Raw genomic sequence first — 24,323 nt, 5'->3', positions numbered from 1 at the left:
AGGGTGCGGCCTAGCCTGACCCCGTGCTCGGCGGCGGACCTGACCTCTTCACCGGCGGCGACGCCGGACCCGTCGCCCCGGACCGCTCCGAGGGCGGCGCCCGCCCGCCGCTCGCGGTGCGGATGCGCCCGCGCACCCTCGACGAGGTGGTCGGCCAGCAGCACCTGCTGCGCACCGGCTCCCCGTTGCGTCGGCTCGTCGAGAGCCTGGCCGCCGCCCGGCCGGGCGCGCCCGCCGACACGTCCGCACCCCGGCGCGTCACCCGCGCCGCGCCGACCTCGGTCGTGCTGTGGGGGCCACCCGGCACCGGCAAGACGACGCTCGCGCACGTGGTCTCGCGCGCCAGCGGCGGAGACTTCGAGGAGCTGTCGGCCATCACCGCCGGCGTCAAGGACGTCCGCCGGGTCATGGACGTCGCCCGCGAGCGGCGGGACCTGCACCGCCGCCGCACCGTCCTGTTCCTCGACGAGATCCACCGCTTCACCAAGGCCCAGCAGGACGCCCTGCTGCCCGGTGTCGAGAACGGCGTCGTCGTGCTCGTCGCGGCGACGACGGAGAACCCGTCCTTCAGCGTCATCTCCCCGCTGCTGTCCCGCTCGCTGCTGCTGACGCTGCAGCCGCTGGAGGCCGCCGACGTCCGCGGGCTGCTGCAGCGGGCGGTCGACGACGAGCGCGGCCTGGGCGGCGAGGTGGCCGTCGAGGAGGACGCGCTCGAGCACCTCGTGCGGGTCGCCGAGGGCGACGCCCGCCGCGCGCTCACGGCGCTGGAGGCCGCCGCCGGTGCCGCGGCGGCCGACGCGTGGGAGGCGGGGCTGGCCGACGACGAGCCCGTGCCGGTGCGCGCCGAGCACGCCGAGCGGGCGCTGGAGGCCGCCGTCCTGCGCTACGACCGCGACGGCGACCAGCACTACGACGTCATCAGCGCCTTCATCAAGTCGATGCGCGGCAGCGACGTCGACGCCGCCCTGCACTACCTCGCGCGGATGCTGGAGGCGGGGGAGGACCCGCGCTTCATCGCCCGGCGCGTCGTCGTGGCCGCGAGCGAGGACGTCGGCATGGCCGACCCGACGGCGCTGCAGACCGCCGTCGCCGCGGCCCAGGCCGTCCAGCTGCTCGGGATGCCCGAGGCCCGGATCACGCTGGCGCAGGCCGTGGTCCACCTCGCGACGGCGCCGAAGTCCAACGCGGCCTACCTCGGGGTGGACGCCGCGGTCGCCGACGTGCGCGCCGGGAAGGCTGGCGTCGTCCCGGCGCACCTGCGCGACGGCCACTACGCCGGCTCGGCGCGCCTGGGCCACGGGGTCGGGTACGTCTACGCCCACGACGCCCCGCACGGCGTCGCGGCGCAGCAGCACCTGCCCGACACCCTCGCCGGCCGGCGGTACTACGAGCCGACCGACCGGGGCGCCGAGCGGGAGATCAGCGCCCGGCTGGAGCGGCTGCGTGCCGTGCTGGAGGGACGGGCCCGGCCCTGAGCCGCTGACCTCGCGCTCCTCAGCCCCTCAGGCTGCGGTCGGCCAGGGCCACGGCTGCCGCGTGCGGCACGGTGAGGCACAGGACGAGCACGAGAGCGGCCGGCACGACGTCGCCGCCTGCCACGAGGACGAGGCCCAGGAGCCCGAGGAGAGCCACTGCCGTCGGGACCGCCGCCGCACGGGCGAGGCGGCGGCCCGCCGCGCGGAGGTCACCCGGCCCGACAGGGCCGCCGGCGTGCCGCGCGGCGTCGACGGCGAGCAGCCGCGCGAGGTGACGGAGGCTGTGCCACAGGCCGAAGTAGGCCGCGAAGGCCGGCAGGGGCGGGGCGAGGACGAAGAGCGCCGTCAGCAGCAGCGGCTCGCCCGCCCCCACGACGTCCCGCCGGCGTGCGGCGAGGCCGGCCGTGACGACGACGGCCGCGAGGACGGGCCCCAGCGCTGCCCGCGCCGCGGTGACGACCACGTGGCCCTGGCCGTCGGCCAGCACGTCGAGGAGCGTGCGCACCCCCTCGTCGGCCAGGGCCAGCGGGACGACGACCGGTGCCGCACCGAGCGCGACCGCGCGGACCGTCGTCGAGACCAGCCCCAGCGGCGCGCGTCGGCCGACGAGGGCGGCTGTCCGCCAGCGGTGCACGACCTCGTCGGCCAGCCCGAAGTGCAGCGCGGCGAGCACGAGCAGCGTGCCGAGCACCGGCAGGGGGGCGACCCGCAGCGCGAGGACCGCCGCGCCGACGAGGCCGACGTAGGCCAGGCCGACGAGCGCCCGACCTCGCCGCGAGCGCGGCGACAGCTCCGGCTGGACGAGGTCCACGGCACCGTGCGGCAGCCCGACGACGAGGGCCGCCACGAGCAGCGTCGGGGCGGCCGCCGCGGCCAGGCCCGGGGCGAGGGCCTCGACCGTCGGGACCCCCAGCGCGACGACGAGCGCCGTCATCAGCGGGACCACGACGACGGCCGTGCGCAAGCAGCCGTGCAACGGCGGCAGCGCGACGTCCGACGGTCCGGCGCCGGTGCGGCGGGCGTCAGGCCCGGCGGCCCGGGTGGTCGTCCTCACGCGCTCACTGTGGCGGTCGGCGCCCCCTGCCGCCCCTCGTCGTGGGCGACCCCGCGCGGCGCCGGCCGTCAGGAGTCGACCTCCCACCGGACGCCACGCCTGCCCCGGTGGCAGCGGCAGCGGCGTCAGCGCCCGGGGGCGTAGGGGCAGCGCGCGGGGTCGGAGACCGACGCGCTGAGGACGAGCAGCGCGAGGGCGTCGACGGCGGCGTCGGCGTCGGCGACCGGCGCGGGGAAGAGCAGCCGCAGCGACGCCGTCGTCTGCGCCTCGCAGGGCGTGCCCGGGGAGTGCCCGCGGGCGCCGCAGCAGCCCTCGCCGACGGCCTGCCACGGGCGCTCGGTGCGGCAGCGCAGGACGAGGCCGAAGCGGTCGGCGCCGACGCAGCGGACCTCGCTCACGCGGTCGAGGTCACGACCGACCGACGGCGCCCCGCTGCCGGCCCCTCCCGGGGCCGGGTGCGCGTGCCCCATGGAGCGGACGAGCCCCACGAGGCAGCGGCCCAGCTCGGCGTCCACGCGCGCCAGCACGTGCCCCTCGTGCAGCGTCACCGGGTCCGCCGACGCCGCGACCACGTCCTCGACCGGCACGTCGGTGCAGCCCTCGGCCCAGTGCAGCCGCACCGCCGCCGGGTCGAGGACGAGCAGCCGCGCGTCCGGCCACTGCGCGTGCAGCTCGGCGAGGTCGCCCAGCGCGCAGGTGGCCTCCAGCGCCTCGTGCGTGCGGGCGTCGGGCAGGGCGCTGACCCACCCCTGCACCACGAGCTGGGCCCGCGGCACGGTGAGGTCCGGCAACGGGGCCTGCACGACCACCTGCAGCTCCGCGGTGACGTCCTCGGCCACGGCGTCCTCGGGCAGCCCGAGCTCATGCGCCCCCTCGGCGCTCACGAGCAGGACGAGGACGCCGGCCGCCGTGCGGGCGTGGACGACGCCGACGCTCTCGCCGGTGGCCGCCGAGGTCACGGTCGCGGTGCCGGTGCCGGACAGGGCCGTCGCGGCGACGACCGCGGCCCCCGGGGTGTACGTCATGGAGGCAAGGCTAGCCTAAGGTGTGCGTCGGTGGGACGCGCTGTCGGGAGCCCGCCCGGGCACCACGTCGCGGGCGGGCCCGTGACGCCGCCCCCCACCACCGAGATCTCCACCGCCCACCCGCCGCCGACTCCCCCTACCGCCGACTCCAGGAGCAGCCTCGTGTCGTCCTCTGCATCCACCGACCGCGCCCGCAAGCAGGTGCGCCTCTCCCGCCGGCTGGGCGTCGCCCTGACGCCGAAGGCGGTCAAGCACTTCGAGAACCGCCCCTACCCGCCCGGCGAGCACGGTCGCGCCCGCCGTCGCACCGAGAGCGACTACGCCCTGCGCCTGCGGGAGAAGCAGCTGCTGCGCGCGCAGTACGGCATCCGCGAGGCCCAGCTGCGCCGCGCGGTCGACGAGGCCAAGCGGCACCCCGAGCGCACCGGCGACGTCCTCGTGCAGCTGCTGGAGAGCCGCCTGGACGCCGTCGTCCTGCGCGCCGGCTTCGCGCGCACCTCGCGCCAGGCCCGCCAGGCGGTCACCCACCAGCACGTCCTGGTCGACGGCCAGCGCGTCGACCGGCCCTCCTACCGGGTGCGCCCCGGTCAGGTCGTCGAGATCGCGGAGAAGAGCAAGCGGCTCGACCCCTTCCTCGTCGCCGCGGCCGGGGGGCACGCCGACGTGCTGCCCGCCGTCCCGCCGTACCTGCGCGTGGACCTCGCCGGGCTGACCGTCGCCGTCCTGCGCCCGTCGGTGCGCGAGGAGGTCCCCGTGACCTGCGACGTCTCCAAGGTCGTCGAGTACTACTCGCGCTGAGCGGCCAGGCCTGCTGCCGGCCGGTCGAGGAGGAGGGGGCAATGGTGGTGACGGGCGCGGACGCCCGTGCCCGGGCCCGCCGGCGCGCTCGCGCGCCCGCCGGAGGCGGACGACCTGGGCGGTAAGGTCCACCGCGCGCCCCGGCAGCCGGGGCGGGAGCTGCCGTGCCCGCGTCCACCGACGCGCCGGGGTGCCGGGAGCCCGGCGGCCCGGGGCCGCGGCGTCGCGGACCAAGCGGAAGGACCGGCAATGACACTCGGAGACGTCGCGGGGCTCATCGCCGCGGGCGCGTTCGTGCTGCTCGTGGGGCTGCTCGCCATCCCCCTGCTCAAGCTCGGCAAGGTGCTCGACGAGACCCGTGAGGCCGTCCGTCGCCTCTCCGACGACACGCGCCCGCTCATCACCGAGACCACCACCGCGGTGACGCAGGTCAACGAGCAGATGCAGAACGTCGACACCATCACGACGGGCGCGGCCCAGGTCGCGACGAACGTCTCGGCGCTGACGGCGCTCTTCGCGGCGACGCTCGGCTCGCCCGTCGTCAAGGTGGCGGCCTTCACCTACGGCGTGCGCAACGCCGTGGCCGGCCGGAAGCGGGGCTGACCCGTGGGTCGCCTCGTCTGGGTCGGCCTGGGCGCCGTCGCCGGCGTCGTCGCCGTCCGCCGTGCCGCCGGGGTGGTGCGCGCCTACACCCCCGCGGGCCTGCAGGGCCGCGCCGAGGGCTGGGTCGACGCCGGTCGCCGCTTCGCCGCCGAGGTCCGCTCCGGGGCCGCCGAGCGCGAGGCCGAGCTCCGCGTGGCCCTCGGCGTCGACGCCGGCGCCATGAGCGAGCCCGAGGTCCGCGACCTCCTCGAGCGACCCACCAGCCCCCGGGGCTGACCTGCGCGGAGCCCACGGCCTCGACGGGCCGGGCACCCGCCTCCCGACCGACCGACCCTCCCGACCGACCCTGTCGGCCGCCTCCCGCGCGCCGGCCTCCCCAGACCGGAAGGCCTCCCATGGAGACCGCGGAGATCCGCCGTCGCTGGCTCAGCTTCTTCGAGGGCAAGGGCCACACCGTGGTCCCCAGCGCCTCGCTCGTCTCGCCCGACCCGACGCTGCTGTTCACCGTCGCCGGCATGGTGCCCTTCATCCCCTACCTCACCGGCCGGGAGCCGGCGCCGTTCGAGCGCGCGACGAGCGTGCAGAAGTGCGTGCGCACCCTCGACATCGAGGAGGTCGGCAAGACCACCCGCCACGGCACCTTCTTCCAGATGAACGGCAACTTCTCCTTCGGGGACTACTTCAAGGAGAAGGCCATCCCGTGGGCGTGGGAGCTCGTCACCACGCCGCAGGACCAGGGCGGCTACGGGTTCGCCGTCGAGGACCTCTGGGTCACGGTCTACGAGGAGGACGACGAGGCCTACCGGATCTGGACCCGCGACGTCGGCGTCGCCCCCGAGCGCGTGCAGCGCCTGGGCGCAGGCACCAACTACTGGTCCACCGGCGGCCCCGGTCCGTGCGGGCCCTGCAGCGAGATCTTCGTCGACACCGGCCCGGCCAACGGCCGTGACGGCGGCCCGGCGGTCGACGAGGACCGCTACATCGAGATCTGGAACCTCGTCTTCATGGAGTTCGAGCGGGGCGAGGGCGGCGACAAGAACAGCTTCCCGGTCCTCGGGGAGCTGCCGCGCAAGAACATCGACACGGGCATGGGCCTGGAGCGGGTGGCCTACCTGCTGCAGGGCAAGGACAACATGTACGAGATCGACGAGGTGTTCCCCGTCATCGAGGCGGCCTCGGCGATGGCGGGGGTGCGCTACGGCGCCGACCACGACGCCGACGTGCGGCTGCGCGTCGTCGCCGACCACGTGCGCTCAGGGCTCATGCTCGTCGGCGACGGCGTCCGGCCCGGCAACGAGGGCCGCGGGTACGTGCTGCGCCGCCTGCTGCGCCGGGCCGTGCGCGCGATGCGCCTGCTCGGCGTCGAGGAGCCGTCCCTGGCGCAGCTCACGCGGGTCTCGGCCGAGCGGATGGCGCGCTCCTACCCCGAGCTGGAGGCCGACCTCGGGCGCGTCGTCGAGGTGGTCGGGACCGAGGAGGAGTCCTTCCGGCGTACTCTCGTGTCCGGCACGACCATCCTCGACACGGCCGTGCGGGAGACGAAGGCGGCCGGCGGGCAGCAGGTCCCGGCGGCGCGGGCGTTCCAGCTGCACGACACCTACGGCTTCCCCATCGACCTCACGCTCGAGATGGCGCGCGAGCAGGGCGTCACGGTCGACGAGCAGGGCTTCCGCGAGCTCATGACCGAGCAGAAGGAACGGGCTCGCGCCGACGCGCGCTCCAAGCGCACCGGTGCCGCCGCCGTCGGCGCCTACCGCGACGTCCTCAGCGCCAGCGGGCCGACCGACTGGCAGGCGTACACGACGCTCACGACGACGAGCAGCGTGCTGGCCGTCGTCGACGGCGTCGACCCGGTGCCGTCGGCCGAGGTCGGCCGGGTCGTCGAGGTGGTGCTGGACCGCACGCCCTTCTACGCCGAGTCCGGCGGCCAGAGCGCCGACGCCGGCACGCTCGTGTGGGACGGCGGCTCCGCCGAGGTCCTCGACGTCCAGCGCCCCGTCAAGGGGCTCGTCGTGCACCAGGTCCGCGTGCTCGACGGCGAGATCACCCAGGGGCTGCAGTGCGAGGCCGCCGTCGACCCGCAGTGGCGCGTCGACGCGTGCCAGGCCCACTCGGGCACCCACGTCGTCCACGCGGCGCTGCGGCAGGTGCTCGGCCCCTCGGCGCAGCAGTCGGGCTCCTACAACCGTCCCGGCTACCTGAGGCTGGACTTCGGCTGGAAGGGCGGGCTCTCGGCCCAGCAGCGCCGCGACGTCGAGGACGTCGCCAACCTCGCCGTGCGCGACGACCTGCCCGTCAGCGCGCAGTGGATGACCCTGCCCGAGGCCAAGGACTTCGGCGCCCTGGCGCTGTTCGGCGAGACCTACGGCGAGGAGGTCCGCGTCGTCGAGATCGGCGGCCCGTGGTCGCGCGAGCTGTGCGGCGGGACGCACGTGCGGCGCAGCAGCCAGGTGGGGCCGCTGGTCGTGACGGGCGAGTCGAGCGTCGGGGCGGGCAACCGGCGCGTCGAGGCCGTCGTCGGGGTCGAGGGCTTCCGCTACCTGGCCCGAGAGCGAGACCTCGTCGCCCAGCTCACCGAGCTGATGGGCACCTCCCAGGGGGATCTCGTCGGCCGGGTCGGCGACATGGTCGGCCGGCTGCGCGAGGCCGACCGCGAGCTCGCCCGTACCCGCACCGAGCGGGTGCTGGCGGCCGCGGGGCCGTTGGCGGCCGCGCCCACCGACGTCTTCGGCGTCGCGTGCGCCACCCACGACGCCGGCGAGGTGGCCTCGGCCGACGACCTGCGTGCCCTGGCCCTCGACGTGCGCGGGCGCCTGGGCGCCGAGCGGCCGTCCGTCGTCGCCGTCGGCGGCGTCGCCAAGGGACGCCCGCTGGTCGTCGTCGCGACCAACGAGCGCGCGCGGGAGTGGGGCGTCAAGGCCGGGGCCCTGGTCAGGACCGCCGCCGGGGTCCTCGGAGGTGGGGGCGGCGGCAAGGACGACCTCGCCCAGGGCGGCGGGGCCGACGCCTCCAGGCTCGGCGAGGCCCTCACCGCGGTGGAGCACCAGGTCGGCGCCGCCGTGACGAGCTGAGGCCCTGGTGGCCCGGTCCGGTCGACCCCGGCCCCGGCGCACGGCCGTCCCGGCCGGTGCGGACGACGCCCCAGACCTCGCCGGCGGTGCGGCCGAGCCCCAGCCCCCGGGCGAGGAGCGCGCCTTCCGGCGGGGCGTGCGCCTCGGGGTCGACGTCGGCAGCGTGCGGGTGGGGCTGGCGGTCTGCGACCCCGACGGCGTCCTCGCCACCGCCGTCGAGACGCTCCCGCGCGGGCGTGGGGACGGGCGGCGCCCCGAGCGGGGTGACCCGACCACGGACGTGCCCTCGGACGTGCCCTCGGACCTGCGACGCATCGCGGCGGAGGTGGACGCGCGAGCGGTCGTCGAGGTCGTCGTCGGGCTGCCGCGCTCCCTGTCCGGCGCGGAGAACCGCGCCGCGGGTCTGGCGCGGGCCTACGCCGGCCGGCTCGCGCGCGTGGTCGCGCCCGTCCCCGTGCGCCTCGTGGACGAGCGGCTGAGCACAGCGGGTGCTCACCGCAGCCTCCACGAGGGCGGCACGAGCGGCCGTCGTCACCGTGCGGTGGTGGACCAGGTCGCCGCAGCGTGGATACTGCAGACCGCGCTGGACCTCGAGCGGGCCTCGGGACGGCCGCCGGGCGAGGCCGTCACGGGCTCCTGAGGTCCGCGCGGGCCGGCAGGAGCAGGGCAGCCTCACCAGCACCAGCACCAGCACCACCAGGACGAGCACGACGACGAGGTCGGTCGGCGCGGGAGGGCGCGGCGCACCGGCGTGGACGCCGAGCGGGAGGCCACGGGCCGACCGCCCGAGGAGGACTCCAGCGTGAGCACCGCACCAGCCCACCGGGGCCGACGATGAGCCCGCGGGACCGGAGCCGTGTGCCCCTCGTGGGCGCCGTGGCCGACCCGACGGCTGCCCCGCCGGCCCGGCCGCACCGCCCGCGACGTCGTCGCCGCGTCGTCGCCGGCGTCGTCCTCCTGCTCGCCCTCGTGCTCGTGGCCGGGGCGGGAGCGGTCGGGTGGAGCTTCGTGCGGCCCCTGCTCGAGCGTGACCCGCCGCCCCAGGACTTCGCCGGCCCCGGCGACGGCGAGGTGCAGGTCCAGGTGGTGCAGGGGGACACGGGCCAGGCCATCGGGCAGACGTTGACCGACGCCGGCGTCGTCGCCAGCGTGGGTGCCTTCGTCGCCGCGACGCAGTCCGAGCCGGCCTCGGACAGCATCCAGCCGGGCACCTACGCCCTGCGCGAGGAGATGAGCGCCGAGGGCGCCCTCGACCTGCTGCTGTCCCCGGAGTCGCGCATCAACCTGCGGGTCCAGCTCGTGGAAGGCCTCTACGCCAGCACGGCGCTCGCGCAGATCGAGGCGGACACGGGCATCTCCGTGGAGGACCTGCAGGCGGCGGCGAGCGACCCGGCGGTGCCGCTGCCGGCCGAGGCGCAGGGCCGCCTCGACGGGTACCTGTTCCCGGCCACGTACACCTTCGAGCCCGACGTCACGGCCGTGGACGTCATCTCGACGATGGTCACCCGCGCCGAGCGGAGCCTCGTCGAGGCAGGGCTGCCGCCGGAGCAGTGGCACCGCACGATGACGCTCGCCAGCCTCGTCGAGGCCGAGGCCTCCCGGGACGAGGACCGCCCACGGGTGGCCCGCGTCATCGAGAACCGCCTGGCCATCGGCATGGCGCTGCAGTTCGACTCGACGGTCAACTTCGCGACGGGCGACACCGGCATCACGACCTCTGACGAGGCCCGCGCGACCGACGACCCCTACAACACCTACGTCTACGCGGGGCTGCCGCCGGGACCGATCAACTCCCCGGGGGAGGCCGCCATCGCGGCCGCGCTCGAGCCCGCGGACGGCCCGTGGCTGTTCTTCGTCACCGTCGACCTGTCGACGGGGGAGACGTTGTTCTCGACGACCTACGAGGAGCACCAGGAGAACGTCCGGCTCTTCCAGGCGTACCTGGCCGAGAACCCGCAGGGCGGCTGAGGTGGGCGCCGAGGGCGCCGCGCGCGAGCGGCGCGCCGGCGTCCTCGGGTCGCCGGTGGCGCACTCGTTGTCGCCGGCCATGCACCGCGCGGCCCACGCGCACCTGGGCCTTCGGGGTTGGACGTACGAGGCGCACGAGGTCACCGAGCCGGGGCTGCCCGGCTTCCTGGCCGGCTGCGGCCCCGAGTGGGCCGGGTTGTCGCTCACCATGCCCCTCAAGCGGGCCGTGCTGCCGCTGCTGGCCGACCTGGACGACGTCGCCGCCACCACGGGCGTCGTCAACACCGTGACCTGGGTCGGCGGGCAGACCCAGACCGGGCAGCCANCGGGCGAGGCGGGGACGGGCGAGGCGGGGACGGGCGAGGCGCGGACGGCTGAGGCGCGGACGGGTGAGGGGGAGCGGCGGCCGGTCGGGGCGAACACCGACGTCGCCGGGATCGAGGCAGCGCTCTCGCCGGTCCTGCCGGCACCGTCGTCGCAGCGTGGGCTCAGCGGCGTCGTGCTGGGCGGCGGGGCCACGGCCGTCTCGGCGGTCGTGGCCCTCGGCCGGCTCGGCTGCTCGCGGGTCCTGGCCCTGGTGCGCGACCCAGCTCGCGCGGCCGCGCTGCCGCGGGTCGGCGCGCGCTGCGGCGTCGAGGTGGTCCTCGCGCCGTGGGCGGAGGCGCCGCGTGCGCTCGCGCAGGCCGACGTCGTCGTCTCGACGGCGCCCTCCGGGGCGGGCGACCGGGTCGCCGAGGCCCTGGCGCCGGGGAGCGCACGGGGGGTGCTGCTGGACGTCGTGTACGACCCCTGGCCGACCGCCCTGGCCGGCGCCTGGGCGGGCCCGGTCGTCGACGGCGCCGAGATGCTCGTCCACCAGGCGGTCTCCCAGGTCGCCCTCATGACAGGGCTCACGCCGTCCGCCGACGTCCTGCGCGAGGCCGCGGCCGCCGAGCGGCGCCGGCGCGCCGGCCTCTGAGCGCGACCGTCGGGGCGAGGGTCAAGGTCACGAGCCGGTGTGCCGATGTCCCTGCTGCCAGCGGGCGCGCTCTCGCCGTCTCCCCGGGGTGACCCAGGCGGACCGGACCCGCGGGGCAGACGTGACGCCACGGTGACATGCGGAAGGGGGCTCGGGTGCGCAGCAGGACGAAGGCGCGGCTGGGGGACCTGCTGGTGGCCGAGGGCGTCGTCACCCCTGACCAGCTCGCCGGGGCGCTGGCGGCGCAGCAGCAGACGCCGCAGCGGCTCGGGCAGGCGCTCGTCAGCACCGGGGCGCTCACCGAGGGCCAGCTGGTCGCGACCCTCGCGGCCCAGGTCGGCCTGACCTTCGTCGACCTCTCCGAGACGCCGGTGGACCCCTCGGCCGTCGCCCGGGTCCCGGCCGCGCTGTGCCGCCGCAGCGGCCTCCTGCCGCTACGGGTGGACGAGGAGCGGCGCCTCGTCGTCGCGATGGCCGACCCCGGCGACGTCGTCGCCATCGACGACCTGCGCAGCATCACGGGCCTCGACGTCCTGCCGGTCGTCGCGACCCGCGACGACGTCCGGGCTGCGGTCGAGCGCTACTGCCGCGCCGACGCGGACCTCGACGACCTCACGACGGCGATCTCGGCCGACGCCGACCCGGTCGAGGACCTCTCGGCGATGACGACGGCGGTCGAGGACGCCCCGATCGTCCGGTACGTCAACCTGCTCATCGACCAGGCGATCACCGACCGCGCGTCCGACATCCACATCGAGCCGGGCGAGCACGACCTGCGGGTGCGCTTCCGCATCGACGGCGTGCTGCACGAGGTCATGCGCTCGCCGCGGTCGGTGCAGTCCGGCGTCATCTCCCGCCTGAAGATCATGGCGGACGTCGACATCGCGGAGCGGCGGCGCCCCCAGGACGGCCGGCTGTCGGTCAACCACCACGGCCGCAAGGTCGACCTGCGGGTGGCGACCTTGCCCACCGTGTGGGGCGAGAAGGTCGTCATGCGGATCCTGGACAACTCGACGGCGTCCCTCGACCTCGCCGACCTCGGCTTCAGCGTCGAGAACCAGGCCCGCTACGCGCAGAGCTACCGCAAGCCCTACGGGATGATGCTCGTCACGGGGCCGACGGGCTCGGGCAAGTCGACGACGCTGTACGCGACTCTCAACGTGGTCAGCCGGCCCGAGATCAACGTCATCACCGTCGAGGACCCGGTCGAGTACCGGCTGCCGGGCATCAACCAGGTGCAGGTCAACGCCAAGGCGGGCCTGACCTTCGCCGGTGCGCTGCGCTCGATCCTGCGCTCGGACCCCGACGTCGTGCTGCTCGGCGAGATCCGCGACAAGGAGACGGCGACGATCGCCGTCGAGGCCGCGCTGACCGGCCACCTGGTGCTCTCGACGCTGCACACCAACGACGCGCCGTCGGCCATCACCCGCCTGACCGAGATGGGGATCGAGCCCTTCCTCGTCGGCTCGGCGCTGGACTGCGTCCTCGCGCAACGCCTCGCGCGCCGGCTGTGCCGCAAGTGCTCGGAGGCCTACCAGCCCGACGAGCAGACGCTCGCCGTCTCGGGGTTCCCGCACCTGCCGGGGGAGGAGCTGCCCGTCCTGCACCGGCCCGTCGGCTGCTCGGCGTGCGCGCGGACCGGCTACAAGGGCCGCCTGGCGCTGCACGAGGTGATGTCGGTGACGGAGAGCATCGAGCGCCTGGCCGTCGCCCACGCCTCGGCCTCCGACATCGCCCGGGTCGCCGTCGCCGAGGGGATGCAGACCCTGCGCGACGACGGCTGGGCCAAGGTCCGCGCCGGCCTCACCTCGCTGGAGGAGATCCTGCGCGTCGTCGCCTGACCCGCCCTCCCCGCGCGGTGGAGGCCGCACGAGGGGAGGTGGGGGCGGGTGGTCAAGCGACGGGGTCCGCCTGCCGATGGCAGGGCCATGCAGCTGGAGCCCCTGGGGGTCGGGGCGTCACCGTCCCCGTCCCCGACGTCCCTCGCCGACATGCCGTCGACGGCCGCCGACGGACCGGCGGTGGGGATGCCCACCCTCCCGCTGGTGCCCGCGCCCCGCGGGGTCGAGGACTCCGAGGAGACCGTGGACGTCGTCGCCGCCCTGACGGCGATGACGGCGGCCGGCGCCTCCGACCTGCACCTGACCGCGGGGGTGCCGCCGACCATCCGCCTGCGGGGTGAGCTGGAGCCGCTGGCGGGGTTCCCGACGTGCACGCGGGAGAGCCTGCAACGCGGGCTCTTCGGCATCCTCGCCCAGAAGCAGCGGGAGCGCTTCGAGGAGCGGATGGAGCTGGACCTCGCCTACACCGTCCCCGGCGTCGGGCGCTTCCGGGTCAACTTCTACCGCCAGCTCGGCAGCGTCGGCGCCGCCTTCCGGGCCATCCCCACCGAGCTGCGCGCCCTGGAGGACCTCGGCGTGCCCCCGGCGGTGGCCACCTTCGCCCACCTGCCCCGCGGGCTCGTGCTCGTGACGGGCCCCACCGGCTCGGGCAAGTCGACGACGCTCGCCTCGATCATCGACCTCGCCAACCGCACCCGGCGCGACCACATCCTCACCGTCGAGGACCCCATCGAGTTCCTGCACCCGCACAAGGAGTGCGTCGTCAACCAGCGTGAGGTGGGGGAGGACACGCGCTCCTTCGGCGACGCGCTCAAGCACGCGCTGCGCCAGGACCCCGACATCATCCTCGTCGGCGAGCTGCGCGACCTGGAGACCATCTCCATCGCCCTGACGGCCGCCGAGACCGGCCACCTGGTCTTCGCGACGCTGCACACCCAGGACGCCGCGCAGACCATCGACCGCGTCATCGACGTCTTCCCCTCCGACCAGCAGGAGCAGATCCGCGTCATGCTCGCCGGCGCCCTGCAGGGCGTCGTCTGCCAGACGCTGTGCAAGCGTGCCGACGGGCGCGGCCGCGCCGTGGCCACCGAGGTGATGATGGCGACGCCGGCCGTCAGGAACCTCATCCGCGAGGGCAAGACCCACCAGATCTACTCGGCGATGCAGGCCGGCGCGCAGCACGGCATGCACACCCTCGACCAGCACCTGGCCGAGCTGGTGCGCGTCGGCGCGATCACCTACGAGCACGCCGTCGAGAAGAGCCACAGCCCGGCCGACGTCGCCCGTCTCTGCGGCCACGCCTGAGCCGCAGCGCCTTCCGGAAGAGGAACGATGGCCGCCGCCACGAAGACCTTCGAGTACCACGTCCGCGACGCCTCCGGCGCGCTCGTCACGGGCACGATGGACGCCGCCAGCGAGGCCGCGCTCGTCGCCCGCCTCAAGGGCATGGGCTACGCCCCGCTGTCGCTCTCGGAGAAGGGCGGTGGCACCGGGCTCAACCGGGAGATCACCCTGCCCGGCAGCGACCGGGTGACGATGAAGGACCTCGCCGTCATGTCGCGGCAGTTCGCGACCATGGTCGGCGCCGGGCTCTCGCTCATCCGCGCCCTCGCCATCCTCGCCGAGCAGAGCCCCTCCAAGGGCCTGCAGAAGGCCCTCACGGACGTGCGCGGGCGCGTCGAGACCGGCGCCTCGCTCTCCGACGGCCTGGCTGCGCACCCGCGCGTCTTCCCCGCGCTGATGGTCAACATGGTGCGCGCCGGCGAGGTCGGCGGGTTCCTCGACACCGTCCTGCTGCAGATCGCCGAGTCCTTCGAGGCCGAGACCAAGCTGCGGGCGAAGATCAAGTCGGCGATGACCTACCCCGTCGTCGTCTTCGTCATGGCGATCCTCGCGGTCGTCGGGATGCTGCTCTTCATCGTCCCGATCTTCACCGGGATGTTCGCCGAGCTCGGGGCCGAGCTGCCGGCGCCGACCAGGGTCCTCGTCGGCCTCAGCGCGGTGCTGCGGACGACGGCGCCCGGGCTGCTCGTGCTCGCCGTCGTCGCGGCCGTGCTGTGGAAGCGCTACGGGCAGCACCGGAAGGTCCGCGAGGTCCTCGACCCGCTCAAGCTCAAGGTGCCCGTCTTCGGCTCGCTGTTCCAGAAGGTCGCCATCAGCCGCTTCACCCGCAACCTCGGGACGATGGTCGCCTCGGGCGTGCCGATCCTGCAGAGCCTGGAGATCGTCGGGCAGGCGGCCGGCAACGTCGTCATCGAGCGGGCGACGGACGACGTCGCCGAGTCCGTCCGCCAAGGACGCTCCATCTCCGCACCGCTCGCGCAGCACGCCGTCTTCCCGTCCATGGTCGTGCAGATGCTCGCCGTGGGCGAGGACACCGGCGCCGTCGACTCGATGCTGCACAAGGTGAGCGACTTCTACGACCAGGAGGTCGAGGCCACCACCGAGGCCCTCACCTCGCTCATCGAGCCGTTGATGATCGCCGTCCTGGGGTCGGTGGTCGGCGCCATGATCGTCGCCCTCTACATGCCCATCTTCACCATCTTCAACGCCATCCAGTGACCCCCATCTGGTTCTTCTCGCCTCGTCCCTGCCGCCTCGTCGCGGTCCGCCGCGGCAGCGGTCGACGGGGGCGTCGTGCGTCCGGGTGACGAATGCGCGGAACGCGTTTGACCACTCAGGCCCTGTTCGTCGACGCCGATGAGAGCAGTGCCACCGAGTCGCGAAGCGCACACCGCGCGCGGGCCCACCGGGCGACTCACCCCACCAGAGCAGGAGATCAGCCCATGCTGGCTCGCATCCGCAAGTCGATCCAGGAGAAGGACGCCGGCTTCACGCTGGTCGAGCTCCTCGTCGTCATGATCATCATCGGCATCCTCGCGGCCATCGCCATCCCGGTGTTCCTGAACCAGCGCCAGAAGGCGGTCGACTCCAGCATCAAGTCCGACCTCCGCAGCGTCGCGCAGGAGGCCGAGTCGGCCTACGTCGACGCCCAGACCTACCCGACCGCGGCGAACTACACGGCCGCGGGAACCTCGGCGAGCGCGAGCGTCCTCACGGGTGCCCGCACGTCGACCGGCAACCTCATCGAGTACAAGAACACCAGTGGCACGGGGACCGGGAGCTACTGCCTCCGCGGCTCCAACCCTCGCGCCTCCGCGAGTGGCGGAACGGCTGGCTTCTTCTGGTACTCCAGCGCAACCGGCGGGATCATCGCCGGCGCGGCGACGGCGACGGCGCCCCCCGGCTGCTGACCCACCCCGAAGACACGACGGGCATCGCACCGTCGACCGCCCGGACGAGAGCTGGAGCCCCCCTCATGCACCCGACACGCAGCCGCACCGCGGCGTCGGGTGGTGAGGGGGGCTTCACGCTCGTCGAGGTCCTCGTGGCGATGACGCTGCTCGTCGCCCTCGGGGCCTCGTTCATCACGTTCTTCGTGCGCTCCGCCGGGCTGTCGCAGAGCCTCCAGCGCAAGCAGGCGGCGGTCGCGCTGGCCGACCAGGCCCTGGAGCTCACGCGCTCGGTGACCGCCGCGGCCCCCACCGCCTCGGGCAGCCCGGTCGTGCGGGGGCGCTCGGGCGCGGCCGTCGACGCGCAGTGGGCGTCGGCCCCCTCGGACGTCGCGGCGCTGCTGGCGACGACGTCCCCGCTCTCGGACCCGCTCGCGACGTCGGCGTCGGTGCCCGTGGTCCCCCTGACCAGCAGCGCCACGGTGAGCGGGCAGCCCTACACCGTCGACCAGTACGTCGGGACCTGCCGGCGGGCGACGACGGCCGCCGCGGCGTGCACCGCCGCCAGCACCGGCCCCGTGGCCCTGCGCGTCGTCGTCGCCGTCTCGTGGTCCGCGGGGGAGGGCACCAGCTGCAGCGGCTCCCCGTGCCGGTTCGTCGCCGCGACCCTCATCGACCCCAGCACCGCCCCGCAGTTCATGGTCAACGGCGGCTCGATCGGCGGGCAGCTCGGCGTCGCCAGGGCCGACACGGCCACCGTGAAGGCCGGCAGCGCCACCCAGATCAACGTCAAGAGCAACGACGCGGGCACGCTGGACCCCGACCGCCCCGTCTCCGACCTGACGCCGTCGACCGGCTTCAAGGGCGCGGTGGCGCTGGCCGGCACCAGCGTCGGCGCGGTCACCTACACCGCCCCGACCGCGGCGGCCCTCTCCGGCGTCACCGGCTGGTCCGCCGGCAACCCCTACGAGGAGACCTTCACCTACGTCCTCACCGACTCCCGGCTGCGCACGAGCAGCGCCACCGTGACGATCGAGGTCGTCCCGTGAGCACGCCCCGCCACCGGCGGCACCGGGGCCCCGACGTCGCCGGGCCGCGGGACGGCGGCTTCACGCTCGTCGAGCTCCTCGTCGCGATGTCGCTGTTCGGCCTGCTGTGCGCCCTCGTCATGGGCGTCGTCGTCGGCATGAGCCGCGAGACCGTGACGGCGCAGAACTCGGCCGACAACGCCACCGACCTGCGTCGGGTGTACACGCTGCTCGACCGTCAGGTCCGCGGGGCGCAGGCGCTCAACCCCGCGACGGCGGCGGGTGGCCGGTGGTACCTGGAGATGCGGCTGTCCCCCAGCGCCGCCGGCGGGACGACCAGCTGCGCGCAGTGGCGGCTCGCCGCCGACGGCACCCTCGCCTACCGCACCTTCGCCTCGTCCGCCACGGCCGCCGTCGCAGCCGCCGCACCGTGGACCGCCGTCGCGACCGACCTGGAGGTCCCCGGCTCCGGGGACGCCCCGCCTTTCCTCATGCGACCCGCCGACACCGTGCACGGCAGCCAGCGCCTGGAGGTCCGGCTCACCGCCCAGCGCGGCACCACGCGAAGCGCTGGCCTGGAGACCACCCTGGTGGCCCGCGGGACGACGAGCAGCACCTCCACGAACGCGATGACGACGGCGAGCCAGACGTGCACCCAGGGAGGTCGGCCATGACGACGAGCCACAGCCGGTCGGTGCTCGCCCGCCTCGCGCCGGCGACGGCGTCGGTGCGCGCGGCGGGCGGGGGCACCGACGCGGGGGCCGCCATGGTCCTCGTCCTCGTCGTCATGCTGCTCGGGGCCTCGCTCGCCGTGCTCGCGCTGGCCGCCGTGACCCAGCAGGTGCGCCCGACCCTGGTCGAGCGCAAGTACGTCCGGGCCCTGCACGCCTCCGACTCCGGGCTGCAGGTTGCCCTCGGCCAGATCCAGGGCGCCACCCAGGCCGACCCGCTCGTGCCGGGCGCCGTCATCGGCGACCGTGCCCAGCTGCCCTGCCAGGTCGGCGACCAGCGGCTGACCGGCGCCGTCGGGGGCGAGCCGGGGGACCTGACCTACAGCGTCCGGATCCGCTACTACGCCCAGGACCCGGGTCCCCAGACCGCGACCTGGCGCGACAGCGCGGCCAACGTCATGACGTGCCCGCTCACGGCCCAGCCAGGGTACGCGCTGCTGCAGTCCACCGGCGACAGCGCGAGCGGCGCGGTCGGCGCCTCGGTGGCCGACCGCACGACCGAGGTCGTCTACCGCTTCCGCACCGACACGACCAACGCCGCGGGCGGCACCATCTCCTCGGGGTCCCTGTGCTGGGACGCCGGGGCCTCACCGTCCGCCAGCTCCACGATCCGGCTCAAGACCTGCGTGAGCAACGCCGCGCAGCAGCAGTTCTGGTGGCGCGACGACAACACCATCGTCCTGGCCTCCAGCGTCGGCGGCACCCCCCTGTGCGTCACCGCCGACCGGCCCGGCAACTCGACGACGAGCACCCAGCCGGCCTCGCTCGCCGAGTGCGACGGGCTGCTGCACCAGTCCTGGGGCGTCGACGACGGCGCCGGGCTCTACGGCTACCCGTCGGGGACCTCGGGCGGGTGGCGCCTGTGCGGCGGCTCCGGCGTCGTCTTCGCCCAGTCCGGGTGCTCGACCGTCTTCACCTACGCCCAGTCCGTGGGCACCGGCCGGGCCGGCAGCGTGTCGGCCAGCCAGCCGGGCCGGGTCATCCACTGGGTCAACTACCAGGTCTTCGGGCGGTGCCTGGACGTCAACAGCTGGAGCATCGCCAACGACCTGATCCTCTACCCCTGCAAGCAGGACCCGCTCAAGGCCGGGCTGCGGTGGAACCAGGGCTGGTACTACGGCATCCCCGACGCCGACGGGCGCTCGGAGATCTCGACCTACGCCGGCAAGGTCAACGAGGACTACTCGGTCGCCGCCGCCCGGGCCGGCGTGCCGCGCGTCTGCCTCAGCGGGGCCTTCGCCACCGGGACCGCGCTGCGCCTGCTGCCCTGCACCGGCGGGGTGGAGCAGCGCGTGGTCGTCAACCGGGAGGTGACGGTCGACGGGGCCGTCGACTACGGCCGCAGCTACACCATCGTCGACTCGACGGGCCGCTGCCTCGACAGCGGCCCGGCGACCGCCGCCAGCCCCGGCAACCTCGGCACGAAGGGCCTCTCGTCGGTCCGGTGGAGCCTGTGCTCCGGCGCGGCGAGCCAGAAGTGGAACGCCCCGCCCACCTTCACCTCCGCGACGCAGTCGGACTTCCGCGAGGACTCATGACGGCCCTCGTCGTCGCCTGCGCCGTCCTCGGCCTCCTCGTCGGCTCCTTCCTCAACGTCGTCGTGCACCGGGTGCCGGCGGGGGAGTCGGTGGTCTCCCCGCCGAGCGCCTGCCCGCGGTGCGGGCACCGGCTGCGGGCCCGCGACAACGTGCCCGTCGTCTCGTGGCTGCTCCTGCGAGGGCGCTGCCGAGACTGCCGGGCGCCGATCAGCGCGCGGTACCCGCTGCTCGAGCTGGCGACGGCGGCGCTGCTCGCCCTGACGGCGCTGGCCCTCGGCCCGGTCCCGGAGCTGCCGGCCTTCCTGTACCTCGCCTGCGTCGCCGTGGCGCTCGCCGTCATCGACGTCGAGCACCACCGGCTGCCCGACCGCATCGTCCTGCCCTCCTACGTCGTCGGTGCCGTCCTCCTGCTCGGAGTCGCTGCGCTGCAGGCGGACTGGTGGGCTGCGCTCCGGACGGGCGTCGGCCTGGCCGCCCTGTGGCTCCTCTACTTCGCGCTCGCCGTCGCCAGGCCGGGCGGCATGGGCTTCGGCGACGTGAAGCTGGCCGGGCTGCTCGGCATGCACCTGGGCTACCTCGGCTGGGCCCCGCTCGTCGTCGGGGCCTTCGCCGCCTTCCTCCTCGGCGGGCTCGTCGGCGTCGCGCTGCTCGCCGTCCGGAGGGTCGGGCGGCGCAGCGCGATCCCCTTCGGCCCCTTCATGCTGGTCGGCGCCGCCGTCGGCGTGGTGGCCGGCCCGCAGCTGTCGTCGGCCTACCTCGGACTGGTCGGCCTGGGCTGACAGTCCGTCGGGCTGGTGCCCGGGCCGGGCTGACGGCCGGGGCTGGGGCAGCTCCGCCGCGGCGGCTCAAGAGGCGGTCCGGCCTGCCGATGACAGCCGGGACGGCACCCGGCCGTCGCGGCGCCCCGGAGGCGCCGGGATCGAGGAGGTCTCGTGCCCCGCACATGCGTCGGCCTGGACATCGGCACCTCGGGCGTCCGCGCCGCGGAGGTGGCCAGCACCCGGTCCGGAGCGGCCCTCACGCGCTTCGCGTCCGTGGCCCTGCCCTACGGCGCGGTGCGGGACGGCGACGTCCTCGACGGGCCGGTCGTCACCGCCGCGCTCAAGGAGCTGTGGTCGACGGGTCGCTTCCGCAGCAAGCGGGTGGTCATCGGGGTCGCCTCCCAGCGTGTCGTCGTCCGCAGCGTCGACCTGCCGAAGATGCCCGCCGCCGACCTGAGGAAGGCGCTGCCCTTCCAGGTGGCCGACGTCCTGCCCATGCCCGTCGACCAGGCGGTGCTGGACTTCCTCCCGGTCGAGGAGCGCACGCACGAGGGGCAGACCACCATCCGCGGCCTGCTCGTCGCGGCCGCCGAGGACTCCGTCCTCGCACGGGTCGAGGCGGTGCGCGCCGCCGGCCTCCGGGTGACCGGCGTCGACCTCGTGTCCTTCGCGCTGCTGCGCTCGGTGGCCAGCCCGGCCGGCAGCCGGGACGGCGCCGAGGCCGTCGTCGACGTCGGTGCCCGCGTGACCAACGTCGCCGTCCACGCCGGCGGCTGCGCCCGCTTCGTCCGCGTGCTGCTCGGCGGCGGCGACCGCGTCGTCGACGAGCTCGTCGCCTCCGGCCTCGACGGCGACGACGCCCGGCGGCTGCTGCGCGACGAGGGCGTCGACGTCGAGTCCCGCCTCTCCGGCGGGGACGCGCGCTCGGCCGCCGTCGTCACCCGCGCCGCCGAGCGGCTCGCCGAGGGCGTGCGCGACTCGCTCGACTACTACTCCGCCACGCAGGGCGGCGACCCGCTGCGCTCGGTCGTCCTCGTCGGGGGGACGGCGCTCGTGCCCGGCTTCGCCGACCTCCTCTCCGAGGTCGTCGGCCTCCCGGTCCGGCGGGGGGACGCCCTGTCGCGGCTCGTGCCCGGCCGCACGGCCCTGACCGACGAGGTCGCCGCCGAGGTGGCCACCCTCGGCGGCGTCCCCGTCGGGCTCGCCCTGGCGGGTGCGGCATGAGCTTCAGCAGCCCCTTCGGCTCGGCGGCCCCCGGCGGCGCCGGCGGTGGCGTGCTCCCCGGCCCGCGTCGGGGCGAGAGCGCCGACGTCGAGACGGTCGTGCTCGGCGGCGTGCCCCGCGTCGACCTGCTGCCCGCCTCCGTGGCCGCCGGCGACCGCTTCCGGCGCCTGCAGGTCGGGCTCGGCGCGGCCCTCGGGGTCCTCCTGCTGGGCGCTGCGGGCGTGACCCTCCTCGCCGGCACCCAGGTGGGTGCGGCGCAGGAGCAGCTCACCGAGGAGCAGGGCCGCACGGCCGCGCTGCAGGCGGAGATGGACCAGTACGCCGAGGTGCCGCTGCTGCGCTCGACGCAGGAGACCGTGGGGGGCGTCCGCGACGCGGCCCTGGCCGACGACGTGCTCTGGTACCGCTACTCCGCCCGCCTCGCCAACACGCTGCCCACCGACCTGCGCCTGACGACGCTCGCCATGGCGCTGGCCGACGCCACCGCCGCGAGCGGCGCGACGAGCGCCGCCGCGGCCACCACGACGACGGACGGCTCGGGCGCCGAGCCGGCGACGATCGGCACGATGACCCTCTCCCTCGAGGGCCGCGTCGTCCCCGACAGCGCGGACCTGCTCGACGTCCTCGCGCAGGTGCCCGGGCTCGCCGACCCCTGGACCGACAGCACGACGGCCGGCGGCGACACCGGCGGGACGACGGTGCAGGCGCACGTCGACGTGACGGACGAGGCGCTCTCGCAGCGGTACTCGACGGTCCCCACCACGACGACGACCACCGCGGCGACGACCGACGGGGACGAGGGCTGAGATGAGGCTCACCCGGACCACCGCCTGGGTCGGTGGTGCTGCGCTGCTGGCGCTCGTGCTCGCCGCGGCCACCTGGCTGCTGCTCGTGAGCCCCCGCCTGGACGAGGCGGCGTCCCTGCGCGAGCAGACCGCCTCCACCGCCACGAGCAACGCCGCGCTGCAGACGCAGGTGCGCCAGCTCGAGTTGCAGCTCGGCGACGTCCCGACGACCCGGGCCGAGGTCGCCGCGCTGCGCCAGCAGGTGCCGCCCGAGGCGGACCTGCCCGGTCTCCTGCGGCAGATGTCGGCGCTGGCCGAGCGCGCCGGGGCCCAGCTCACCGGCGTCACGCCCACCGAGGCGACGGCCACCCCCGCCGAGGCCACGGCCACCCCCGCCGCGACCACGGACCCCGCCGCCACGGACGGCACGCAGGAGGCGCAGACCGACGGCGGCGAGGCGGCGAGCGACGAGCCGGCCGACGCCGCGACCGCCACGCCCACCGCCGCAGCCTCCACCGGCCCCGTGGTCGAGGTGGTGCCGGTGACCATCACGGCGGAGGGCTCCTTCCTCCAGGTGCAGGAGCTGCTCCGGCTGCTGCAGACCGAGATGCCCCGCGCCCTCCTCGTGCGGGCGGTGACGTTGACCGGTGGCGACGGCGGCACGCTGCAGATGTCGCTGACCGCCGAGGTCCTCTCCCTCCCCACCACCGACGCCGAGCGCCAGATCGAGGCCCTGCGGGCGGCCGGCGAGGCAGCCCCCGAGACGGGCACCCAGACGGGTGCCGGCACGCCGACCGCCTCTCCCGCACCGCTGGACGCCGTCGGTGCCGCCTACGACCCCGCGGACCCGACCACCAGCACCAGCACCGGCAGCGGCAGCGGCAGCGGCAGCGAGGGCACCACCAGCGACGACAGCGACGGGGACCAGCCGTGAGCACGCACGACGACCAGCCGACGGACGCCCGGTCCACCTCCGACCCCTCGGCGGCAGCGGCCCCTCGGGCGGGGACCTCCGGGGCGGCGAGCTCGGGGTCGGTGACGTCGGGGTCGGTGCTGTCGGGGGCGCCCCTCGTGCCACCGGGGCTCTTCGCGGCCCCCTTCGCCCCGGTACCGCCCGCCGGCCCTGTCCCGGTGCCGGGCGTGACCCCCGGGCCGGTCGCCGCCCCCGGGGTCGCGGGCGGGCTCCCGACCATCCCCGTCGTCGCCGGACCCGCGACCGCGTCCGCCCGCCCGGCGACGCCCGGGGCTGCCCGGCTCGTCGCGGCGGCCACCGCCGCGACGCCACCCGGCCCCGCGCCGACCGCGGTGCTCCCGGAGCCGGGTGTCCCGGCGCCGAGGCCCGTGCCTCCCGGCCTGGCGCCCGCCCCGAGGCCCTCCGCGACCCCGCCCGCCGTCGCCGTGCCGGCCGTGCCGTCCGCGCCGTCCGCGCCGTCCGCGCCGTCCGCGCCGGCATCGTCTGGGCTCGTCTCCTCTCGGCCCGCGGAGAGCGTCGCCACCCCCAGCACCCTGGGCGCCAGCACCCTGGGCGCCGTCGGTGCCGCGCTGCCGGGGCCCCGCACCGCCTCGACCCCGCCTGCGGCCCCCGGACGCGTCGTCGCGACGGCGGCACCGGAGGTGGCGCCGTCCTCCCGCCGCCGCCTGCTGCTCCTCGCCGGAGGCGGCGTCGCGGCGCTGGCTCTCGTGGGGGGGTACCTGCTGCTCGCCTCCCCAGCGCCGGAGGAGGAGGGGAGCGTCGTCGCGGCCGCCCCGGCGACGGCGGCGGAGACGGCCGACGGCGGCACGCCCGAGCCGGCCCTGGCCGAGGAGGCCGTCAGCCGCGACCCCTTCGCCGAGACATCGGCCGACCCCAGCTCGTCGAGCACCGACAGCGCGACCGCCGGCACCACGACCGCCGGCACCACGACCACCGGCACCACGACCACCGGGACCGCTGGCACCACGACCGGCGAGCCCGTCGCGGGCGGCCTGCAGGTGACGTGGACGGAGGTCCGCGACGGCGGCTGGTACGTCTTCACCCTCGTCGACGGCACCGAGGGCACGACCGTCGCCGCCACGGCAGGCAGCCCGCTCGGCACCGAGAGCCCCGAGGCCGACGTCGTCTTCACCGGTGGCGGCACGGCCACCGACGGGGCCGGCGGCACCGTCGAGACCGCCGCCGTCCGCAGCGGCACCGACGTGCTGCAGCTCGTCAGGGGCGAGACCGTCACCATCCCCTGACCCGACGTCGCGC

22 protein-coding genes are annotated in these 24,323 nt (G+C 75.7%); 20 read left to right on the top strand and 2 right to left on the bottom strand.

The features are described from left to right. Window positions 1-122 precede the first annotated feature (122 nt). Window positions 123-1,475 (top strand): replication-associated recombination protein A, encoded by a 1,353-nt coding sequence (locus WDV86_RS15150; RefSeq protein ID WP_445263115.1) that lies wholly within the window; start codon window positions 123-125, stop codon window positions 1,473-1,475. Window positions 1,476-1,494: 19 nt separating this feature from the next. Here WDV86_RS15150 and WDV86_RS15145 read toward each other — a convergent pair whose 3' ends face one another. Then, window positions 1,495-2,529: a Brp/Blh family beta-carotene 15,15'-dioxygenase gene (locus WDV86_RS15145; protein ID WP_339568471.1), complete on the bottom strand. Its 1,035-nt coding sequence runs from the start codon at window positions 2,527-2,529 to the stop codon at window positions 1,495-1,497. Between the two features lie 125 nt (window positions 2,530-2,654). Next, the gene (locus tag WDV86_RS15140; protein ID WP_339568470.1) at window positions 2,655-3,554 is read right to left on the bottom strand and encodes a hypothetical protein; all 900 of its coding nucleotides are present in this window, start codon (window positions 3,552-3,554) and stop codon (window positions 2,655-2,657) included. 162 nt (window positions 3,555-3,716) lie between these two features. Here WDV86_RS15140 and rpsD point away from each other — a divergent pair, with 162 nt between their 5' ends. The 19 genes from rpsD to WDV86_RS15045 all read left to right on the top strand — a co-directional run bounded on the left by rpsD (window position 3,717) and on the right by WDV86_RS15045 (window position 24,310). Next, entirely contained in the window at window positions 3,717-4,352 is a 636-nt protein-coding gene (rpsD, locus tag WDV86_RS15135; protein ID WP_339568469.1) for a 30S ribosomal protein S4, read from the top strand. A 249-nt stretch (window positions 4,353-4,601) separates the two neighbouring features. Further along, a complete protein-coding gene (locus WDV86_RS15130) occupies window positions 4,602-4,955 on the top strand; it encodes a DUF948 domain-containing protein (protein WP_339568468.1) in 354 nt (117 codons plus the stop codon). Window positions 4,956-4,958: 3 nt separating this feature from the next. Further along, window positions 4,959-5,231: a DUF6167 family protein gene (locus WDV86_RS15125; RefSeq protein ID WP_339568467.1), complete on the top strand. Its 273-nt coding sequence runs from the start codon at window positions 4,959-4,961 to the stop codon at window positions 5,229-5,231. A 119-nt stretch (window positions 5,232-5,350) separates the two neighbouring features. Beyond that, window positions 5,351-8,026: an alanine--tRNA ligase gene (gene alaS / locus WDV86_RS15120; protein ID WP_339568466.1), complete on the top strand. Its 2,676-nt coding sequence runs from the start codon at window positions 5,351-5,353 to the stop codon at window positions 8,024-8,026. Window positions 8,027-8,162: 136 nt separating this feature from the next. After that, window positions 8,163-8,666: a Holliday junction resolvase RuvX gene (gene ruvX, locus WDV86_RS15115; protein WP_445263114.1), complete on the top strand. Its 504-nt coding sequence runs from the start codon at window positions 8,163-8,165 to the stop codon at window positions 8,664-8,666. 236 nt (window positions 8,667-8,902) lie between these two features. Then, window positions 8,903-9,994, top strand: a complete 1,092-nt coding sequence (gene mltG / locus WDV86_RS15110) for an endolytic transglycosylase MltG (RefSeq protein WP_339568464.1) — start codon at window positions 8,903-8,905, stop codon at window positions 9,992-9,994. Window position 9,995: 1 nt separating this feature from the next. Then, on the top strand, window positions 9,996-10,952 hold the full coding sequence (locus WDV86_RS15105; protein WP_339568463.1) for a shikimate dehydrogenase: 957 nt from the start codon (window positions 9,996-9,998) through the stop codon (window positions 10,950-10,952). Window positions 10,953-11,107: 155 nt separating this feature from the next. Beyond that, window positions 11,108-12,793, top strand: a complete 1,686-nt coding sequence (locus WDV86_RS15100) for a GspE/PulE family protein (protein WP_339568462.1) — start codon at window positions 11,108-11,110, stop codon at window positions 12,791-12,793. A gap of 87 nt (window positions 12,794-12,880) precedes the next feature. Then, window positions 12,881-14,098, top strand: a complete 1,218-nt coding sequence (locus WDV86_RS15095) for a type IV pilus twitching motility protein PilT (protein WP_339568461.1) — start codon at window positions 12,881-12,883, stop codon at window positions 14,096-14,098. Window positions 14,099-14,125: 27 nt separating this feature from the next. Then, window positions 14,126-15,355: a type II secretion system F family protein gene (locus WDV86_RS15090; RefSeq protein WP_339568460.1), complete on the top strand. Its 1,230-nt coding sequence runs from the start codon at window positions 14,126-14,128 to the stop codon at window positions 15,353-15,355. A gap of 224 nt (window positions 15,356-15,579) precedes the next feature. Next, window positions 15,580-16,047 (top strand): type II secretion system protein, encoded by a 468-nt coding sequence (locus tag WDV86_RS15085; RefSeq protein WP_339568459.1) that lies wholly within the window; start codon window positions 15,580-15,582, stop codon window positions 16,045-16,047. A 65-nt stretch (window positions 16,048-16,112) separates the two neighbouring features. Next, window positions 16,113-17,075 (top strand): PulJ/GspJ family protein, encoded by a 963-nt coding sequence (locus WDV86_RS15080; RefSeq protein WP_339568458.1) that lies wholly within the window; start codon window positions 16,113-16,115, stop codon window positions 17,073-17,075. Next, window positions 17,072-17,728, top strand: coding sequence for a PulJ/GspJ family protein (locus WDV86_RS15075; protein ID WP_339568457.1), 657 nt, complete (start codon window positions 17,072-17,074; stop codon window positions 17,726-17,728). Before WDV86_RS15080 ends, WDV86_RS15075 begins: the two co-directional genes overlap by 4 nt. Next, window positions 17,725-19,323 carry an RICIN domain-containing protein gene (locus WDV86_RS15070; RefSeq protein ID WP_339568456.1) on the top strand — a complete coding sequence of 533 codons (1,599 nt, stop codon included), beginning with the start codon at window positions 17,725-17,727 and terminating at the stop codon, window positions 19,321-19,323. The genes WDV86_RS15075 and WDV86_RS15070 overlap by 4 nt, the downstream gene beginning before the upstream one ends. Next, entirely contained in the window at window positions 19,320-20,102 is a 783-nt protein-coding gene (locus WDV86_RS15065) for a prepilin peptidase (protein WP_339568455.1), read from the top strand. Before WDV86_RS15070 ends, WDV86_RS15065 begins: the two co-directional genes overlap by 4 nt. Window positions 20,103-20,255: 153 nt before the next feature. Then, entirely contained in the window at window positions 20,256-21,308 is a 1,053-nt protein-coding gene (gene pilM, locus WDV86_RS15060; protein ID WP_339568454.1) for a type IV pilus assembly protein PilM, read from the top strand. Continuing rightward, window positions 21,305-22,114 carry a hypothetical protein gene (locus WDV86_RS15055; protein WP_339568453.1) on the top strand — a complete coding sequence of 270 codons (810 nt, stop codon included), beginning with the start codon at window positions 21,305-21,307 and terminating at the stop codon, window positions 22,112-22,114. The genes pilM and WDV86_RS15055 overlap by 4 nt, the downstream gene beginning before the upstream one ends. 1 nt (window position 22,115) lies before the next feature. After that, window positions 22,116-23,027 carry a hypothetical protein gene (locus WDV86_RS15050; RefSeq protein ID WP_339568452.1) on the top strand — a complete coding sequence of 304 codons (912 nt, stop codon included), beginning with the start codon at window positions 22,116-22,118 and terminating at the stop codon, window positions 23,025-23,027. After that, window positions 23,024-24,310 (top strand): hypothetical protein, encoded by a 1,287-nt coding sequence (locus WDV86_RS15045; RefSeq protein WP_339568451.1) that lies wholly within the window; start codon window positions 23,024-23,026, stop codon window positions 24,308-24,310. Before WDV86_RS15050 ends, WDV86_RS15045 begins: the two co-directional genes overlap by 4 nt. The last annotated feature ends 13 nt before the right edge of the window (window positions 24,311-24,323 follow it).

The sequence above is a fragment of the Pseudokineococcus sp. 1T1Z-3 genome, from assembly GCF_037482365.1.
In the GTDB taxonomy this organism is placed as follows: Bacteria; Actinomycetota; Actinomycetes; order Actinomycetales; family Quadrisphaeraceae; genus Pseudokineococcus.
The sequence above is the reverse complement of the archived record's forward strand: the minus strand, read 5'-3'. Positions and strand labels throughout refer to the sequence as shown.

Bases quoted from the DNA above. Each gene is read 5' to 3' on its own strand.
- WDV86_RS15080 (WP_339568458.1), top strand. From the start codon at position 16,113: ATGCACCCGACACGCAGCCGCACCGCGGCGTCGGGTGGTGAGGGGGGC.
- WDV86_RS15150 (WP_445263115.1), top strand. From the start codon at position 123: ATGCGCCCGCGCACCCTCGACGAGGTGGTCGGCCAGCAGCACCTGCTG.
- WDV86_RS15050 (WP_339568452.1), top strand. From the start codon at position 22,116: ATGAGGCTCACCCGGACCACCGCCTGGGTCGGTGGTGCTGCGCTGCTG.
- WDV86_RS15090 (WP_339568460.1), top strand. From the start codon at position 14,126: ATGGCCGCCGCCACGAAGACCTTCGAGTACCACGTCCGCGACGCCTCC.
- alaS (WP_339568466.1), top strand. From the start codon at position 5,351: ATGGAGACCGCGGAGATCCGCCGTCGCTGGCTCAGCTTCTTCGAGGGC.
- WDV86_RS15130 (WP_339568468.1), top strand. From the start codon at position 4,602: ATGACACTCGGAGACGTCGCGGGGCTCATCGCCGCGGGCGCGTTCGTG.
- WDV86_RS15065 (WP_339568455.1), top strand. From the start codon at position 19,320: ATGACGGCCCTCGTCGTCGCCTGCGCCGTCCTCGGCCTCCTCGTCGGC.
- WDV86_RS15095 (WP_339568461.1), top strand. From the start codon at position 12,881: ATGCAGCTGGAGCCCCTGGGGGTCGGGGCGTCACCGTCCCCGTCCCCG.
- WDV86_RS15070 (WP_339568456.1), top strand. From the start codon at position 17,725: ATGACGACGAGCCACAGCCGGTCGGTGCTCGCCCGCCTCGCGCCGGCG.
- WDV86_RS15140 (WP_339568470.1), bottom strand. From the start codon at position 3,554: ATGACGTACACCCCGGGGGCCGCGGTCGTCGCCGCGACGGCCCTGTCC.
- WDV86_RS15085 (WP_339568459.1), top strand. From the start codon at position 15,580: ATGCTGGCTCGCATCCGCAAGTCGATCCAGGAGAAGGACGCCGGCTTC.
- WDV86_RS15055 (WP_339568453.1), top strand. From the start codon at position 21,305: ATGAGCTTCAGCAGCCCCTTCGGCTCGGCGGCCCCCGGCGGCGCCGGC.